The 15,248-nt window shown below is 59.0% G+C and carries 16 protein-coding genes, 2 tRNA genes and 1 riboswitch; of the genes, 12 read left to right on the top strand and 6 right to left on the bottom strand.

From position 1 onward, the window contains the following. The first annotated feature begins 62 nt into the window (after positions 1 to 62). From SYN60AY4M2_RS02290 to SYN60AY4M2_RS02275, 4 genes are all read left to right on the top strand, one after another. Positions 63 to 1,268: an RNA-guided endonuclease TnpB family protein gene (locus SYN60AY4M2_RS02290; protein WP_011430049.1), complete on the top strand. Its 1,206-nt coding sequence runs from the start codon at positions 63 to 65 to the stop codon at positions 1,266 to 1,268. 15 nt (positions 1,269 to 1,283) lie between these two features. Then, complete coding sequence (locus tag SYN60AY4M2_RS02285) at positions 1,284 to 1,643, top strand: methyltransferase domain-containing protein (protein ID WP_143596959.1); 360 nt, start codon at positions 1,284 to 1,286, stop codon at positions 1,641 to 1,643. Between the two features lie 89 nt (positions 1,644 to 1,732). After that, positions 1,733 to 2,308: a hypothetical protein gene (locus SYN60AY4M2_RS02280; protein WP_143596960.1), complete on the top strand. Its 576-nt coding sequence runs from the start codon at positions 1,733 to 1,735 to the stop codon at positions 2,306 to 2,308. Between the two features lie 167 nt (positions 2,309 to 2,475). Next, positions 2,476 to 3,027 carry a hypothetical protein gene (locus tag SYN60AY4M2_RS02275; protein ID WP_099812198.1) on the top strand — a complete coding sequence of 184 codons (552 nt, stop codon included), beginning with the start codon at positions 2,476 to 2,478 and terminating at the stop codon, positions 3,025 to 3,027. A 284-nt stretch (positions 3,028 to 3,311) separates the two neighbouring features. Here SYN60AY4M2_RS02275 and metK read toward each other — a convergent pair whose 3' ends face one another. Together metK and SYN60AY4M2_RS02265 are read right to left on the bottom strand one after the other, a co-directional pair. Next, the gene (gene metK, locus SYN60AY4M2_RS02270) at positions 3,312 to 4,571 is read right to left on the bottom strand and encodes a methionine adenosyltransferase (protein ID WP_041438239.1); all 1,260 of its coding nucleotides are present in this window, start codon (positions 4,569 to 4,571) and stop codon (positions 3,312 to 3,314) included. A 302-nt stretch (positions 4,572 to 4,873) separates the two neighbouring features. Beyond that, a riboswitch (SAM riboswitch) is annotated at positions 4,874 to 4,984 on the bottom strand. Positions 4,985 to 5,052: 68 nt separating this feature from the next. Continuing rightward, positions 5,053 to 5,421: a hypothetical protein gene (locus tag SYN60AY4M2_RS02265; RefSeq protein WP_011430055.1), complete on the bottom strand. Its 369-nt coding sequence runs from the start codon at positions 5,419 to 5,421 to the stop codon at positions 5,053 to 5,055. A 189-nt stretch (positions 5,422 to 5,610) separates the two neighbouring features. Between SYN60AY4M2_RS02265 and cobO the strand changes: the two genes are divergently transcribed. The 3 genes from cobO (at position 5,611) to SYN60AY4M2_RS02250 (ending at position 8,814) form a co-directional block, all read left to right on the top strand. Then, positions 5,611 to 6,297 (top strand): cob(I)yrinic acid a,c-diamide adenosyltransferase, encoded by a 687-nt coding sequence (gene cobO, locus SYN60AY4M2_RS02260; RefSeq protein WP_011430056.1) that lies wholly within the window; start codon positions 5,611 to 5,613, stop codon positions 6,295 to 6,297. A 17-nt stretch (positions 6,298 to 6,314) separates the two neighbouring features. Then, a complete protein-coding gene (locus tag SYN60AY4M2_RS02255) occupies positions 6,315 to 7,721 on the top strand; it encodes a cobyrinate a,c-diamide synthase (protein ID WP_099812197.1) in 1,407 nt (468 codons plus the stop codon). A gap of 745 nt (positions 7,722 to 8,466) precedes the next feature. Next, positions 8,467 to 8,814, top strand: coding sequence for a DUF1815 family protein (locus tag SYN60AY4M2_RS02250; protein WP_011430058.1), 348 nt, complete (start codon positions 8,467 to 8,469; stop codon positions 8,812 to 8,814). Between the two features lie 118 nt (positions 8,815 to 8,932). Here SYN60AY4M2_RS02250 and SYN60AY4M2_RS02245 read toward each other — a convergent pair. Next, a tRNA-Glu gene (locus tag SYN60AY4M2_RS02245) sits at positions 8,933 to 9,005 on the bottom strand. 326 nt (positions 9,006 to 9,331) lie between these two features. Here SYN60AY4M2_RS02245 and clpP point away from each other — a divergent pair. The 4 genes from clpP to SYN60AY4M2_RS02225 all read left to right on the top strand — a co-directional run bounded on the left by clpP (position 9,332) and on the right by SYN60AY4M2_RS02225 (position 12,686). Continuing rightward, a complete protein-coding gene (gene clpP, locus SYN60AY4M2_RS02240) occupies positions 9,332 to 9,934 on the top strand; it encodes an ATP-dependent Clp endopeptidase proteolytic subunit ClpP (protein ID WP_011430060.1) in 603 nt (200 codons plus the stop codon). 508 nt (positions 9,935 to 10,442) lie between these two features. Continuing rightward, a complete protein-coding gene (locus SYN60AY4M2_RS02235) occupies positions 10,443 to 11,867 on the top strand; it encodes a form I ribulose bisphosphate carboxylase large subunit (protein WP_011430061.1) in 1,425 nt (474 codons plus the stop codon). 70 nt (positions 11,868 to 11,937) lie between these two features. After that, positions 11,938 to 12,345 (top strand): chaperonin family protein RbcX, encoded by a 408-nt coding sequence (locus SYN60AY4M2_RS02230; protein WP_011430062.1) that lies wholly within the window; start codon positions 11,938 to 11,940, stop codon positions 12,343 to 12,345. Between the two features lie 8 nt (positions 12,346 to 12,353). Continuing rightward, a complete protein-coding gene (locus tag SYN60AY4M2_RS02225; protein WP_011430063.1) occupies positions 12,354 to 12,686 on the top strand; it encodes a ribulose bisphosphate carboxylase small subunit in 333 nt (110 codons plus the stop codon). A gap of 257 nt (positions 12,687 to 12,943) precedes the next feature. On the opposite strand, the gene SYN60AY4M2_RS02220 is transcribed toward SYN60AY4M2_RS02225, so the two are convergent. From SYN60AY4M2_RS02220 to SYN60AY4M2_RS02210, 3 genes are all read right to left on the bottom strand, one after another. Next, the gene (locus SYN60AY4M2_RS02220) at positions 12,944 to 13,702 is read right to left on the bottom strand and encodes a DUF92 domain-containing protein (protein WP_041438244.1); all 759 of its coding nucleotides are present in this window, start codon (positions 13,700 to 13,702) and stop codon (positions 12,944 to 12,946) included. Between the two features lie 48 nt (positions 13,703 to 13,750). Beyond that, positions 13,751 to 13,841: transfer RNA gene (locus tag SYN60AY4M2_RS02215), tRNA-Ser, on the bottom strand. Between the two features lie 106 nt (positions 13,842 to 13,947). After that, a complete protein-coding gene (locus SYN60AY4M2_RS02210) occupies positions 13,948 to 14,454 on the bottom strand; it encodes a hypothetical protein (protein ID WP_228375466.1) in 507 nt (168 codons plus the stop codon). A 511-nt stretch (positions 14,455 to 14,965) separates the two neighbouring features. Between SYN60AY4M2_RS02210 and SYN60AY4M2_RS02200 the strand changes: the two genes are divergently transcribed. Then, positions 14,966 to 15,248, top strand: a 283-nt coding sequence (locus SYN60AY4M2_RS02200) for a helix-turn-helix domain-containing protein (protein WP_143597218.1), incomplete at its 3' end; no start/stop codon positions are given.

The following is a 15,248-nucleotide window of genomic DNA, read 5'->3' as shown; positions in this document are numbered from 1 at the left end:
TGTCTTACGGAACTAAAATAGCCATACTGAATTAAGCGTGCTGCCGCGGCTATCCCAAAGTTATGTTGCTAGGTTTTTGCACCCGATTGGAACTAAATAACCGGCAAAAGACCTTGGCCGCTCAGCATGCAGGGGTAGCTCGTCACGCCTACAACTGGGGTCTGGCTATCTGCAAGCAGGCTGTTGAATCCAAACAGAAGCTACCCACGGCTATTGACCTGCACAAGCGCTTGGTAGCCGAGGTGAAGAAAGAAAATCCCTGGTACTACCAGGTCTCCAAATGCGCTCCTCAGCAGGCCCTCCGCAACTTGGAGCAAGCCTTTAAGCGCTGGCGGAGTGGGTTGGGGAAGTTCCCCCGCTTCAAACGCAAGGGAGTGCGAGACAGCTTTTACTTGGAAGGTAGCATCCGCATCTCTGGTGACCGCATCAAGGTACCTATCCTTGGTTGGTTACGCTGTGCGGAGCTGCTCCCCACTGCCACACCCAAGAACGTGGTCATTAGTCTTCGCGCTGGACATTGGTATGTCTCCTTCAAGTATGAAGCTCCGGCGCCTCAGGTGGAGAAGACCGGGGAAGTTGTGGGAGTAGACTTAGGTATCAATCGCTTGGCCACCTGTTCCGACGGGGAAGTATTCGAGAATCCAAAGCCCTATTACAAAGCGAAGAAGCGTCTGGCCAGGCTGCAACGGCGACTGAGTCGTAAGCAGAAGGGATCCGCTAACCGTAAGAAGGCAGTAGCACAGCTCGCTAAGGCCCATAAGCGGGTGGCAGGCATTCGGCAAGACAATCTGCACAAGCTAACGACCTACCTGGCCAAGAAATATCGGGTAGTGGTGATTGAGGACTTGCAGGTGAAGAACCTGCTTAAGAACCACAAGCTGGCAGGAGCGCTGTCAGATTGTGGCTTTTACGAGTTTCGGCGACAGCTAGAGTATAAGGCCCGGCTCTACGGCTGTCAGGTGGTGGTGGCGGATAGGTTTTATCCGTCCAGCCAACTGTGTTCTCGCTGTGGGCACCGACAGAAGATGCCGCTACAGGAAAGGATGTTCTGCTGCCCGTGTTGTGGTCTGGAGCTAGACCGCGACTTGAATGCAGCCCTAAACCTGTTGCGGTGGTACAGAACTACCTCAAGCTCTGGGGGAAGTGACGCCTGTGGAGATCCCTCTGGCGGGGTGGTAGGGGTGAACTCTGCCGCTAGTCATGGGTCGCTGAAGCAGGAAGAAAGCAGCGATGCTGGGCAAAGTTCTGCTTTGTTCAGCGTTGCATAAGTCTTTCGGAGCGGCATCTACGACCACCTGATTCAGGGGGACTTGCTGGAGCTGCTGCAGCAGACCTCAGAGCGCTACGACTTGCTCCTGGCGGCAGATGTGTTTATCTATCTGGGGGATCTGGCCCAGGTCTTGCCGGCCTGTGGGCGGGTGCTCAATCCCGGCGGGCTTTTGGCCTTCACCGTCGAGCAGGGATCCGCCCCCGGCTACGAGCTGGGATCCACCACGGGGCGCTCTGCCCACTCCGCCGCCTACGTGCTGCAGCAGGCAGAACGGGCAGGGCTGGATCCCGTCTATCACCAGAACTTTACCCTGCGGCGAGAGGGAGAAACCGACGTGCCCGGAGCCGTGTGGTGTTTACGTCGGCAGCCGTGATCGAAAGCGGCTGGCCCGAAATGGCTGTAGGCCCTCTATCCGCGCCCGGAAAGAATCGAGTAGAGTGGGGGCGCCCGCCTGGATTTGGATTGGGTTTTTATGAATCCGGACACCCCGCCTGCTGCGCCCTCGTCCCGCCGCTTCCCCGTTCGTCCTGTGGCAACGCTGGCCCTCGCCGCCGGCCTCCTGGCGGGGCCTACGCCCTTCTGCAGCGGCTACGGCTGCAGATGCACCGGGATCTGATCCTCTATCGGTACGCCGCTTTCTCCGGCTATGGAGATGTGACAGCGTTCGATCCCGGCCCAAGCGACCGCTGGTTTCCGCTCACCTACCCCGTATTGGCTCGCTGGGGAGGATCCGCCGACCCAAGCCGCCGCAGCTACGCCTTTGACACGCCGCTGCCCGACTACGTGGATCCCGGCGACCCTGGAGATCGCTACTTTCTGGAAGCCAAAGCCTTGCGGGACGGCTATGCCCGCCAGGCAATCTACGCCGGCAATGAGCTGCTGGCCCGCTTCCCGCAGAGCCGCTATGCCGGGGATGTGCTCATGAGTCTGGACGGCCTGACGGGAGAGGCTGCCTTCCTAGGGCGGCTGCTGGCGCAATTTCCCGACAGCGATCGCGCTCTGGAGGCAGCGCTGGGGCTGGGGCCTGTTGACCACTGAGTCTTCACCGTACTGCAGCTTCATGGCCTCTTCACAGAGCCTGCATGGAAGGCCAACAGCGGCATCCTCTGACGGGAGCTGTCTTGCGGGATCCGGGGATAAGGCTTTATCTCCCTTTTATCTCGCCGGATCTGGGTTAGCCTTGGGTTGAGTGTCCTTGGGCCCTGATGGATCCCGCGACCTTTTTGGAGCGCTACGGGTTTGAGCTAGAGGGGCAAGCCAGTCAGGCCTGGGTGGAGCGCTGGAGCAAACAGTTCCCAGCCTCTTGGATCCCGGCGGCCCTGCTGGAAGCCCTCTACCAGGGTCGCTACAAGGCCACCTCTGTGGAACAGATCCTCCGCCTCTGGCAGCGCCGTGGCGCTCCTCACCTCACCTTTCCCCCCGAAATCAGCCAATCCCTGTGGCGGGAACAACAGGAGCTGATCCGGTCTTTGGTCTCGACTGCCGCCAGCTCTTTTGCCCGCCCTCCCTCACCGCTCCCAGCCCCGCTCAGGAGAGGATCCCTCTTCTCCGGAGAATCGGCCATTTCTCTCGACTTGTTGTTGGATGAGCTGCAGGATCTCCCGCCCAAGCTGCGCCACCTGCTCGTTCATGTTCATCCTGCCCCGCCGACCTCCTCGGCGGCTCGCGCTGGTGGGACGGAGCTTTTGGTAACTTTGGAGCTGCAGCTTGCCGACCCTGTGGATCCTGACCAGCCATCCCAAGGGCAGCCTGGGTGAGTTTGCGATTTTGCCTCAGGGATCCTTGCCATCACAAACTCCGGCCTGCTCCCACCCCAGCAGAGCTTGGCGGGATGGGGGATAGGAGTGTCAGGTCTAGTCAAGACTGGCGTTGAAGGTCAAGCTCCCGCCATAGCCTATCAGGGCTGAGCGGGAGTTCTCGACGCCAGGCTCCACGGCGGCAGTGAACTGGCTGTGCACAGCCTATCCTGCCGGAGCTATCCCACTTGTCGAGCAACTGCACCAGGGCAGGCATTGAGCCCAGCCTGTCCCCCTTGATCCCCCTAGCCTAGGATGGCGGTCGCCCCGGCGAAAGCTTCCTCCCGCAGCAGGGCAGCCTTATCCGTGCGCTCCCAGGGCAGATCCAGATGGGTTTGCCCGAAGTGCCCGTAGACCGCCACGTTTTGATAGAAGCGCCCTCCCCTTTGGCGGGGCAACTCTCGCAGTTGGAACTGCGCCAGAATGGCCGCCGGCCTCAGGTCGAAGTGGCGCTGCACCAGCCGCAGCAGAGCTTCATCGGGGATGCGGCCGGTGCCAAAAGTTTCTACCAAAAGGTTGATGGGACGAGCCACCCCAATGGCGTAGCTGACCTGCACCTCGCATTTTTGCGCCAGGCCGGCGGCCACGATGTTCTTGGCCACATAGCGGGCGGCATAGGCGGCGCTGCGATCCACCTTGGTGGGATCCTTGCCGGAGAAGGCCCCGCCCCCGTGGCGGGAATAGCCGCCGTAGGTATCGACGATGATCTTGCGTCCGGTCAGGCCGGCATCCCCCTGGGGTCCGCCGATGACGAACTTGCCGGTGGGATTGGTGAGGAAGCGGGTGTTGCCATCGGGTTTGATGGGCAGCTCGGCAAACACCGGCTGCACCACCGCCTCCCAGAGATCGGCGCGGATCCGCTCCTGCACCGCTGCCTCTTCTGTAATGGCACCGATGGTCGGCGTGTGCTGGGTAGAGATCAGCAGGGTGTGAATGCCCACCGGCCGCCCCTCCTCATAGGCCACAGTCACCTGCGTTTTGCCATCCGGACGCAGGTAGGGCAGGGTGCCGTTTTTGCGAACCGCGGCCAACTGGCGGCTGAGGCGGTGGGCCAAGCTGATGGGCAGTGGCATCAACTCGGGGGTTTCGTCGCAGGCGAAGCCAAACATCAAGCCCTGATCCCCGGCCCCGATCAAGTCGAATTCATCTTCCTGAGATGTGCGACTTTCCAGAGCCAAGTTCACCCCCTGGGCGATGTCGGGGGATTGTTCATCGAAAGCCACCAACACCGCGCAGCTTTCTGCAGAGAAGCCGTTCTTGGCGTCGGTATAGCCAATTTCGGCCACCTTGTCCCGCACCAGTCGGGTGAAGTTGACATGCGCCTGCGAGGTGATCTCCCCGGTCAGGATCACCATGCCTGTATTCACCACCACCTCTGCCGCCACTCGACTTAAGGGATCCGCCGTCAAGAGGGCATCCACGATGGCGTCAGAGATCTGGTCGCAAATTTTGTCGGGGTGCCCTTCTGTCACCGACTCTGAGGAAAACAAAAACGACTTGGACAACGAACCTCTCCTTAAGACGAAACAGATACAACCAAGAACTGCCCAGAAAGCAGAGCCTGCTGCTGCCGTTCATCATCCGCCGGCCTGAGCAGGGATCCCTTCCACCTCAGCCGAGCAGAAGAACAGACCTAGGCCGTGGCCGACGCAGGAGCAAGAGCGCCGTATCGCACCGAGGACTTTGCCGCCGAAGCAATAGAGCCTCGCTCCGCTGCTGCAACCAGAGCTATTGGGAAGCGCTAAAGGGCGAAGTCGTCAGAAAAGTCCCCCTGGCAAGAGGACTGTCCTCTAGAGAAAGCTTTATTCCTTTATCTTTCGGTTACTGACTAACCGCAGGAGTTGGCACCGTAGCGGAGGCTTCCGCCGGTTGCCGCAGCTTCGTTGGGCCTGATCCCTCAGTCTGCTCTGGATAAAGAACGGAACTTGTCCTTATCGTACCCCTAACCTCGACGCATTTGTCAAAAAAATGGTTGCTGAGTGAGCCTCAGTCCAACAGCTTCTGCCACCAGTCGGTGGACTGGGCGGCCCTGAGAAAAAAGACGCTGGCCAAGCCCAAGGGAAAGAGGACGCCGAGAAAACCGACCGTCCCCAGCGCCCAAGCTAGGCGATGCAGGTGTCTTTTGCTGGCAGCGCCCGCGGCTGTTTCTGCCAAGACGGCCAACATCGATCCCAAAGCCGCCAACAGGGATCCACCCAGCCCAGCCAGATAGGCGGGCCCCAGCCACGGCTGCAACTGGGCAGCAGAGGCAATTTCCAGGCGTGGCAAGACTTGAAAACACCCTATCGCCAGCACGGCCCAGATGAAAGAGTACATCAGCAGGCTATCTCGAAAAGCGGCAGCCGGCTCTTTCATGATCCCAGCCCAATTGGGGATGAGTATGCAGCAAAACCCAACTTCTGGCTTGACAGGGATCCTAACCCATCTGCCCCAACTCTCCTGAAACCTGAAAACCTGAAAGCCAGATTAGGATGAAGAGCAGTCTGCTGAGCGAAAACTTCGGCCTGCCAGACCCCTCCTGCGGCTTCCCAACCCTCCATAGCCATGCCCCCCTCTCCCCTGCCGGAAACGCCCGGATCCCTGCCCACCTCGGCCCCCGAGCCGGAAGCCGAACAAAACCGGCGACACCGCCAAAGGATGCAACGCCGCCAGCAGATCCAGCGGCAGCGCCTGGCGAGCATGCGCGACGACAAGGGCTTGGTGATCATCTATACGGGGCAGGGCAAGGGCAAGAGCACAGCGGCCTTCGGCACCCTCTTCCGTGCCCTCGGCCAAGGGTTATCGGTGGGGGTGGTGCAATTTATCAAGGGGGCCTGGGATCCGGGCGAAGCCAAATTGTTGCGCAAGTTGGCCGCCCATCCCGAGCTGGAGCTGGGGAAAATTGCCTTTTACGCCATGGGGGAGGGCTTTACCTGGGAAACTCAGGATCGGGAGCGGGATATCGCCCACGCGCAGGCGGCCTGGGAAAAGGGGCGGGAGCTGTTCAGCAGCGGCGAGTACCACCTGGTGCTCCTCGATGAGATCAATGTTGCCCTCAAGCTGGGGTATCTCTCCCTGGAGCAGGTGTTGGCCGGCCTGGCCGAGAAACCGGAGCGAGTGCACGTGATCCTAACTGGGCGGGGCGCGCCGGCAGGCCTGATCGAGCGGGCCGACTTGGTTACCGAGATGACCTTGATCAAGCATCCCTTTCGCGACCAAGGGATCAAAGCGCAAATCGGCATCGAGTTCTAGTCCTTGGGTGGGGCAAGATGGCCATTCTGCTGGCGGCAGCCACAAGCGGCAGCGGCAAGACCACCGTCACGTTGGCTCTGTTGGCCGCCCTGCGGCGGCGGGGCCTGCGCATCCAGCCCTTCAAGGTGGGGCCTGACTACATCGATCCCCTGTTCCACACGGCGGTGAGCGGGATCCCCTGTCGTAACTTGGATCCCTTTTTAACCGATGAGAACTTTGTGCAGCGCTGCTTTCGCCACCACTGCCAGGGCAAAGATGGGGCAATTGTAGAGGGGGTGATGGGCCTCTTCGATGGGCGGGCGCCCGCATCCCCGCCAGATCCCACGAGCAGAACGGAGCCCTTTTTTGCCAGCAGCGCCCATGTGGCCCGCCTGCTGGGGATCCCCGTGGTGCTGGTCATCGACGGCAGCGGCATGGGAATGACAGTGGCCGCTTTGCTCTACGGCCTGAGCCGCTTCGATCCCGGCCTGGCCATCGCCGGCGTCATTTTCAACCAGGTGGCCTCGGAGCGGCACGGCCAGATTTTACAGCAAGCGGCGGCAGCGGTAGGGATCCCGGTTTTGGGCCAATTGCCCCGCCGTGAGGATCTGCGCCTGCCCAGCCGCCACCTGGGGCTGGTGCCCGTCTCAGAGCTGGATCACTTCCCCCACTGGCAGGAGGCCTGGGCCGACCTGGCCGAGCAGCACCTGAATTGGGACAAGCTGCTGCCGCTGATTCGAACGCTTCCCCCGGCAGCAGGAGAGCTATGGCCAGGGATCCCCTCTCTCGCGGAAAGGACTCCGTCCCGCCACCGTGAACGGGTTCGGGTAGGGGTGGCCCAAGACGCCGCCTTTAACTTCTACTACGCCGACAACTTGGACTTGCTGCGGGCCTGTGGCGCCGAGCTGCTGGCGTACTCTCCCCTGCAGGTGGGGCTGTGGCCGCCGGATCCCTGCGACGGCCTGCTCTTGGGGGGCGGGTTCCCAGAACTGTTTGCCGCCACCCTCTCTGAGAAAATAGCCCGACAGCCACCGCCGCCCGCCCACCCACCCCTGTATGCCGAATGCGGCGGACTGATGGTGCTGGGACGATCTCTCACCGATTTGCAGGGAAAGACCTACCCCATGGCCGGGCTGCTGCCCATCACGGTGGACATGGGCAGCCGGCTGTGTCTGGGCTACCGCGAGGCCACTGTTTTGCGCCCCACCCTGCTGGTCGAGGCCGGGGATCGCCTACGCGGGCACGAATTTCACCGCTCCCGCAGCACCCCCACCTCCCCCAGCCCAATCTACAGCTGGGGATCCCCGCCCCACCGGGAAGGCTGGGCCGGCCAGCGCCTGCACGCCTCCTATCTGCACCTTCACTGGGGATCCCGTCCCGATCTGGCAGTGCGGCTACTCCAGAATTTCTTAAGAATTGCTCAAGGCGCTCCTGATCCCGCTTAAAATAAAGCAGCGATGCAGCCCCAGTCTCCCGTTGCTGCGTCCGCCTTAGCCGCTTTCCGGCAATTGTCTAAAAAAGCTGCCGCCCTGCTCTGGAAGCAGATTCAAAGCAGATCAGTGAAAAGATCGCCATTCAGGGTTCAAAATCCGCTCCGATAGCAGGCTTCAGCGATCCCCAACTGCTTTGAGACTCTTTGAGCAATCAGTCTCCCTTCTTCCCAATCCCCAGGCCACAGCATCGAGTGTTTCCCTCTAGTTATCCGTGATATTCCTCAGCCTTTTCCCACCACAATTCCTCGGGAACCTACCCTACCTCCATCCGTCTGTAAGACCTAGCCCACTTGACCTCGCAAACGGGTCAACCCTTTCTAGACGTGCCACAATCGTCCTGGCCAAAGGGTGGGCAAAATCTTCACCGATAAAGCACTTCGGGATCAAGGCCCAAGCCCCGCCAAAGGAAAACTGACCGGTTCTCGGCAGGGATCGGATCCCAGCGGGCAAGAGTTTTGAATTAGGGTAAACTTTAATGTCTGTTCTGAGAGGAGTGTTAAATACAACATCCTCCTGCCTTAGACTTTGCCTAGCATGCTATTTGGCCTTCAGTAGTCTTGCTTAGTCTCTGGAGAGATGCTAAACGGATCCCTTTCTTGAGGATTTGTCGATCGTTATGCTAGATATGACTCTAAGTGACTAGGCATAAATTACTAGAACGCGCCCCGATGGGCCAACTCGCTATGGGAGGAGTGTGATGTTCGCACGGTTGGCGGAACAATACCGCAGCTACGTTCAAGACCTGGTGATGAGTTTGCAGGCTCTGGCCATTGTTTTGGAGAAGCGGGGCTACCCGGCTTCTTGCTACACCTGCGGCACCTCATTTGAGAGCGCCTCCTTCATGGTCAGCTTACGGGAGGGGCACTTGATTCGCTTTTTGGTTTCCGAATGCTCCATCAGTTGGACGGAGATGCGGGATGACCGGGAGCTAATGAAGTTAGAAGGGGCAGAAGCCATTCGCCAACTCCAGGATCTGGCAGAGCTGATCAAAGACGATCTGGTTGCTGCTGCCGCGCCGGCAGAAGCTCTAGCTGCCAGCAGTTGATTCCCATGCAGTTGGATGAGAAGCCTAGCCTACGGCCCTTTGGGCCTAGCCGAAGCTAAGCTAGACTCAAGGCGCCTCCCGAGCACCTTCCCCCTCCAACACTTGTCACCGGCCTTCATACCCCCAAGGGGATTCGAACCCCTGTCGCATCCGTGAAAGGGATGTGTCCTAGGCCTCTAGACGATGGGGGCATCCCAGAAGTGACGCGATCCTGATTGTAAAGAGAGAGGTGTAATTTTGTCAACTTAAACTTATGTCCTCTCCTAGTCGGCGTCTCCCGAGTCCCGTTCTGCCAAGTTCAGGATCAAAATCCCCAGCAGAGCCAGGCCCAGCAAGCCGGCAATCACGAGGGGTTCATCCGGGATCACATCCATGCTAGGCCTCAAGCTGTCAACTTTACAGGCTGCTGGCTCCGAGCAACGCAGCACAGCCTCAGGGCGGCAAACCGTCCTAGGCGGAGCAGCCGTCCAGTGGCTTACACTACACTAAAAAGTAACAACCCATCGCTTGGACTGGCATGATTCCCACCGTTATTGAGCAATCTGCACGCGGCGAGCGCGCCTTTGATATCTACTCGCGTCTATTGCGGGATCGGATCATCTTCTTGGGCACCCAGGTGGACGACGACATTGCCAACCTGATCGTGGCCCAGATGCTCTACCTGGAATCTGAAGACCCCGAGAAAGATATTTACCTCTACATCAACTCTCCCGGCGGCTCCGTCTATGCCGGTATGGCCATCTACGACACCATGCAGCACATTCAGCCGGATGTCTCCACCATCTGCATTGGCTTGGCCGCCAGCATGGGAGCCTTTTTGCTGGCAGGAGGTGCCAAAGGCAAACGCATTGCCCTTCCCCACGCCCGCATCATGATTCACCAACCCCTCGGTGGAGCCCAGGGGCCAGCCACCGATATCGAGATTCAGGCTAAAGAGATCCTCTTTATCAAAAACAGTCTCAACAGCCTGCTGGCCTACCACACTGGCCAGCCCCTGGAGCGCATCGAGCGCGATACCGACCGCGACAACTTTATGACTCCAGAGCAGGCCAAAGAATACGGCCTCATCGACCAGGTGATCACCAGGAGACCCCAACCATCCTTGGCCGCCGTTTCTTAGCCCCTCTGGCCGCTGCAGACAAACCCACCCAGCTCCCTTCTCAAGGGAGCTTTTGCCTTTTCCAGGGATCCCACCCAGGGATATTAAGAAAGCCAAAGAAATCTATATTTTCGGCGCCAACCAAGGGGGCTTACTTTAATCAAACTAATCGAACTCATAAAGAAAGTAACGATCAGCCTGTCTTTGCGGATGATAGCTTAGGATTAAACCAATGTAGGCTTGTGTTTGTCAAAGTTCTAGCCTAGACAGTGTATAGAAATCTCGCCACTGGATTTCCAAAATCCAGGCGGTTGAGGCTAGCGATTGGCAGCGCTTGAAAAGGAGGGTTTAGGACTTTACATCCGCTTGGATGAAGACTGTCTCGAAGCCCAAGTAGGGCCTCACAGTTGTGAGGCGAGTTCATTCACGAAAACTCGGTGGTCTGTGGTTTTGGCCCTGAGTTTTGCCTCTTGATTGCATCCGTGAATGGCATTTTCTGGTTTTGTGATTCGTTTAGAGGGAGATCAACGTGGCCTACTCAGCAACCCAAACCAAAAAGGGCTATCAAGCCGGCGTAAAGGATTACCGACTCACGTATTACACGCCCGATTACACGCCCAAGGATACCGACGTCTTGGCCTGTTTCCGGGTTACTCCTCAGCCGGGCGTTCCCCCCGAAGAGGCCGGGGCGGCTGTGGCGGCTGAATCTTCGACCGGCACCTGGACAACCGTGTGGACGGATCTGCTCACCGACTTGGATCGGTACAAGGGCCGCTGCTACGACATCGAGCCGGTCCCGGGCGAAGAGAATCAATACTTCTGCTTCGTCGCCTACCCGCTGGATCTGTTCGAGGAAGGCTCGGTCACCAACATGCTCACCTCGATTGTAGGCAACGTCTTTGGCTTCAAAGCCTTGAAAGCGTTGCGGCTGGAGGATGTGCGGATCCCGGTGGCCTACCTGAAGACCTTCCAGGGCCCTCCCCACGGCATTCAGGTGGAGCGGGACAAGTTGAACAAGTACGGCCGTCCGCTGCTGGGCTGCACCATCAAGCCCAAGCTGGGCCTTTCCGCCAAAAACTACGGACGGGCCGTGTACGAGGCGCTGCGGGGCGGGTTGGACTTCACCAAAGACGACGAAAACATCAACTCCCAGCCCTTCCAGCGCTGGCGGGATCGCTACCTCTTTGTGATGGAGGCTGTCCACAAGGCGCAGGCAGAGACTGGCGAGATCAAGGGGCACTACCTGAACGTGACGGCGCCCACCTGTGAGGAGATGTTCAAGCGGGCGGAGTTTGCCAAGGAGATCGGTGCCCCCATCATCATGCACGATTACCTGACTGCCGGATTTACCGCCAACACCAGCTTGGCCAAGTGGTGCCGCGACAACGGCATCCTGCTGCACATTCACCGCGCCATGCATGCCGTGATTGACCGCCAGAAAAACCACGGCATCCACTTCCGGGTGCTGGCCAAGTGCTTGCGCATGTCCGGCGGCGACCACCTGCATGCCGGTACGGTGGTGGGCAAGTTGGAGGGCGACCGCGCCATCACCATGGGCTTTGTGGATCTCATGCGGGAAAACTACGTGGAGGCCGACCGCTCCCGCGGCATTTTCTTCACCCAAGATTGGGCCTCCATGCCTGGGGTGATGCCGGTGGCCTCCGGTGGCATTCACGTCTGGCACATGCCGGCGCTGGTGGAGATCTTCGGCGACGACGCGGTGCTGCAGTTTGGTGGCGGAACCCTGGGACACCCCTGGGGGAACGCGCCAGGCGCCACTGCCAACCGGGTGGCCCTAGAAGCCTGTATCCAGGCCCGCAATGAGGGTCGGGATCTGGCCCGTGAGGGCAACGAGATCATCCGCGAAGCGGCCAAGTGGTCGCCGGAACTGGCGGCTGCCTGCGAGCTGTGGAAGGAGATCAAGTTCGAGTTCAAGCCCGTCGATACGCTCTAGAGATCTGCCGGGGGCAAGGGATCCCCAGAGTTCTCTTGCCCCGCTGCTTCGGCTTACCCCTGGACTGGCCATGGATCTGAAACAGATCGCCAAAGATACGGCCAAAACCTTGATCAGCTACCTGACCTATCAGGCAATGCGCACGGTGCTGGCCCAACTGAGCGAGACGGATCCTCCCAGGGCCCTGTGGCTGCAGCAGTTCTCGGCTCGGCAAAACCTTCAGGAGGGGGAAACCTACCTGCGGGCTTTGCTGGCAGAGCGTCCTGACCTGGCCTATCGCATCATGACCGTTCGCGAGCACATTGCGGCGGAGGTGGTGGACTACTTGCCGGAGATGGCCAAGACCGGCATCCAGCAAGCCAACATGGAACACCGCCGTAGCCACCTGGAACGGCTTACCTCAGCAGCGGGATCCCCGCTGGCCACGCACCCGGAAGCGGGATCCCCTCTTCAGAACCCTACACCTGAAACGGAGTAACTTCAGTCATGCAAACCTTGCCGAAAGAGCGCCGCTACGAAACTTTTTCCTACTTGCCTCCGATGACGGATCTGCAGATCCTCAAGCAGGTGCAGTACATCTTGGATCAAGGCTACATTCCTGCCATCGAATTCAACGAGTCTTCGCAGCCCACCGACCACTACTGGACGCTGTGGAAATTGCCCCTGTTCAGCGCCACTTCTCCCCAGGAGGTGCTGACCGAGGTACAGGCCTGCCGCAGCGCCTACCCCAATTGCTTCATCCGTGTGGTGGGTTTCGACAACATTAAGCAGTGCCAGGTGCTCAGCTTCTTGGTTTACAAGCCCAGCGGCCTGCGCTAGGAGAGGTCCAGAGCAATCGGTCTAGTTCCCAGCCAATCGGCGCAGAGGGAGAGCTTCTCCCTCTTTATTTATTTCTTGCTTTGCATAGCCATTCCCAATGGCAACGGCGCCATTCTCAATCTCAAAAATACAGTCATTTCAAACAGCAACGAAACGGTTCTTTGCCTCGTCATTGCTACGCAACGCTCTAACTCCCCTCTCCCAGAGGGAGAAGGGCTGGGGGTGAGGGCAGCGGCGCGGAGCGCTTGGGCATCTTTTTAGGATCCGATCCCCAAAAGCGCCCCCAGACCCACTGCTAAAAGAGCTGCTAGGGTCGTTTGAATGCCGTTCACCACTTCATTGCTCATCCAAGCCAAGCGAGGCTGCAACACCACCCCCATCCAGCTTTCTGCCAAAGTGGCCAGGATCCCGGCCAGCCAGCAGATTCCCAACCATAGGAGATTCCCTCCCACCCATTCTCCGCCAATGCCCCAGGCCAAGGCGGCCATCCCTCCTGCTGCCGCCACCCCCGCCAGGGATCCCTCCAGGCTGACGGCTCCCTCAGTGCCTGCTGGCACCGGCTGCAAGGTGGTGATCAAAAAGGTCTGACGTCCGTAGGCTTTTCCCACCTCGCTGCTGACGGTATCGGCCAACTTGGCGGCGAAGCTGGCGCTATACCCCAACCACCAGAGGGGATGGGCAAAAAGCGCATATCCCACCGCACAGGCAGCTCCCGTCAGGGCAGATCCCCAGACATTTTCCGGCCCTCGCGCCCCCTCTCGCTTTTCGGCGATCCCCTGGGCCTGCTTGCGGCGGATCCCCAGCTTGGTTACGGCGGTGCCGACTAAAAAATAGGCGGCTACGACCAGGTAACCCCGCCCTCCCAGGCCCCCCCACACCAACAGGCCCAGCAGGCCCGCGTGGAGAACCCCAGCTCGCGTCAGCGCCTTCTGGGGGCTCAGCAGGGCCAGCGCCACCAAGGCCAGATTGAGCCAGAGCGCCACCCCCCACTGACTCAGCAGCCACGCCTGACCCATGGGTGCCCTCCACCACCGGCAAGGGCGGCTAGGAACTGGCCACAACAACGGAGAGGGAGGGATTCGAACCCTCGACGGAGCTTTTGGGCCCCGTAACTTCTTAGCAGGAAGCCGCTTTCGACCACTCAGCCACCTCTCCAGAGCGGCAGAGACCTCAGCAAGCTGGGATCCAGCCGCCGGTTCACCTATTGTAGAAGATGGGATCCCACCCGGCAACTGTTCTCGAGCGGGATCCCTGCTGCAGCTCAGTTCACCACCTGCACATAGATATCGAAGCTGCCGCTGTTGTCGCCGTAGCTGCCCTTGGCGTCATTGACGTTGAAGGCGATATCCAAGTTGGGATCCAGATCCACCTCTTGCGGCTGCTCCGGCGAGGATTCCCAGACCTGCCGGGCCACCAACCGGGCGTTGGGCTGGAACAGCACCAGGCCGTAGCGGCAAAGACCGGGGTAGCGCCACTCCGAAGGCGTGGGGATCCCTTTGCCGAGAGGAGAGCGGATGCTGGTGGAGAAAGAAAAGCCATAGCGCCAAGCCACATTTTTCACAAAAAAGCGAATGCGGCTGGCCCGCAGCGGCTGCCCCTGCCAGTGCAGGATGTTGCCCGGTTCTTGGTTGACCCGCAGGCCGTAAAAGGCGATCCAGCCCTGCAAGTTCTCCTCTTGGGGTTGGGTGCCCTCGATCGCTGCGGCTTGGCTCCAGTCTAAGTCGCTGCCATCGCAGGTAATCTCTGGCGGGACTTGCGTCAAATCCATTTGTGGCAGCCCTGACGTAGCGGGTGTAGCCGATTGGGTAAACATCTATCTCTCCTTTTCTTCAAAATGACTCCAGAAGTGAGAAGCTGTAAAGAGCTTACAGGGATCCCAAAAATGAGCCGGGGAAAGGTTTTAAAGACAAACCTATTCCTCTCCCTGCTGCTGGATGGAGAATCTCAGATGAACTGTGACATCGGGGCTGAGAACCTCAGGCTCTTCCTCGATCGGGCAAGAGATTAAGGTCTCAAGCTCTTTGTAATAGGTCAACTTTACTTGATGGATGGCGGCTATTCCCAGAGAAATAGACCTTTGCAATACTTTTTTAGGGAACCATAGGAATCTGTTAATTCCCCAAGACTTGATTGCCAACCAAGGCCGAAACCCAGATCCTTACTCAGCGCAGATCTTCTGGGACCTCGTATTCCAAAACACATTAATTTGTGCAATGCCCCTGTTACAGCCTTTTAATTTAAAATAGGGTACAGGTATTCAAGAGGAAGGAGAGAAAGGAATGCCGACTCATTCTTTGGATTTGCGGCAAAGAGTTGTAGCAGCCTATCAGGCAGGTAACACCTCCATCCGCCAGGTAGCTAAACGCTTCATGGTTACCAAAAGAACAGTACACCGCTGGGTGCGTCAGTACCAACAAACTCAAGATTTAGCCCCTAAGAAAGCAGGCACCAAGCGAGTGGGCATTTTGGAACAACATCGGCAGGAAGTGATGGCAATTATTACAGAACACCCAGACTTCTACCTGTGGCAGTATCAAGAACTGTTGCGCGAGCGCTTAGGAA

Origin of the sequence: Synechococcus sp. 60AY4M2 (assembly GCF_002760375.1) — a bacterium.
Classification (GTDB): domain Bacteria; phylum Cyanobacteriota; class Cyanobacteriia; order Thermostichales; family Thermostichaceae; genus Thermostichus.
This window is presented reverse-complemented; position numbering and strand designations above follow the sequence as displayed.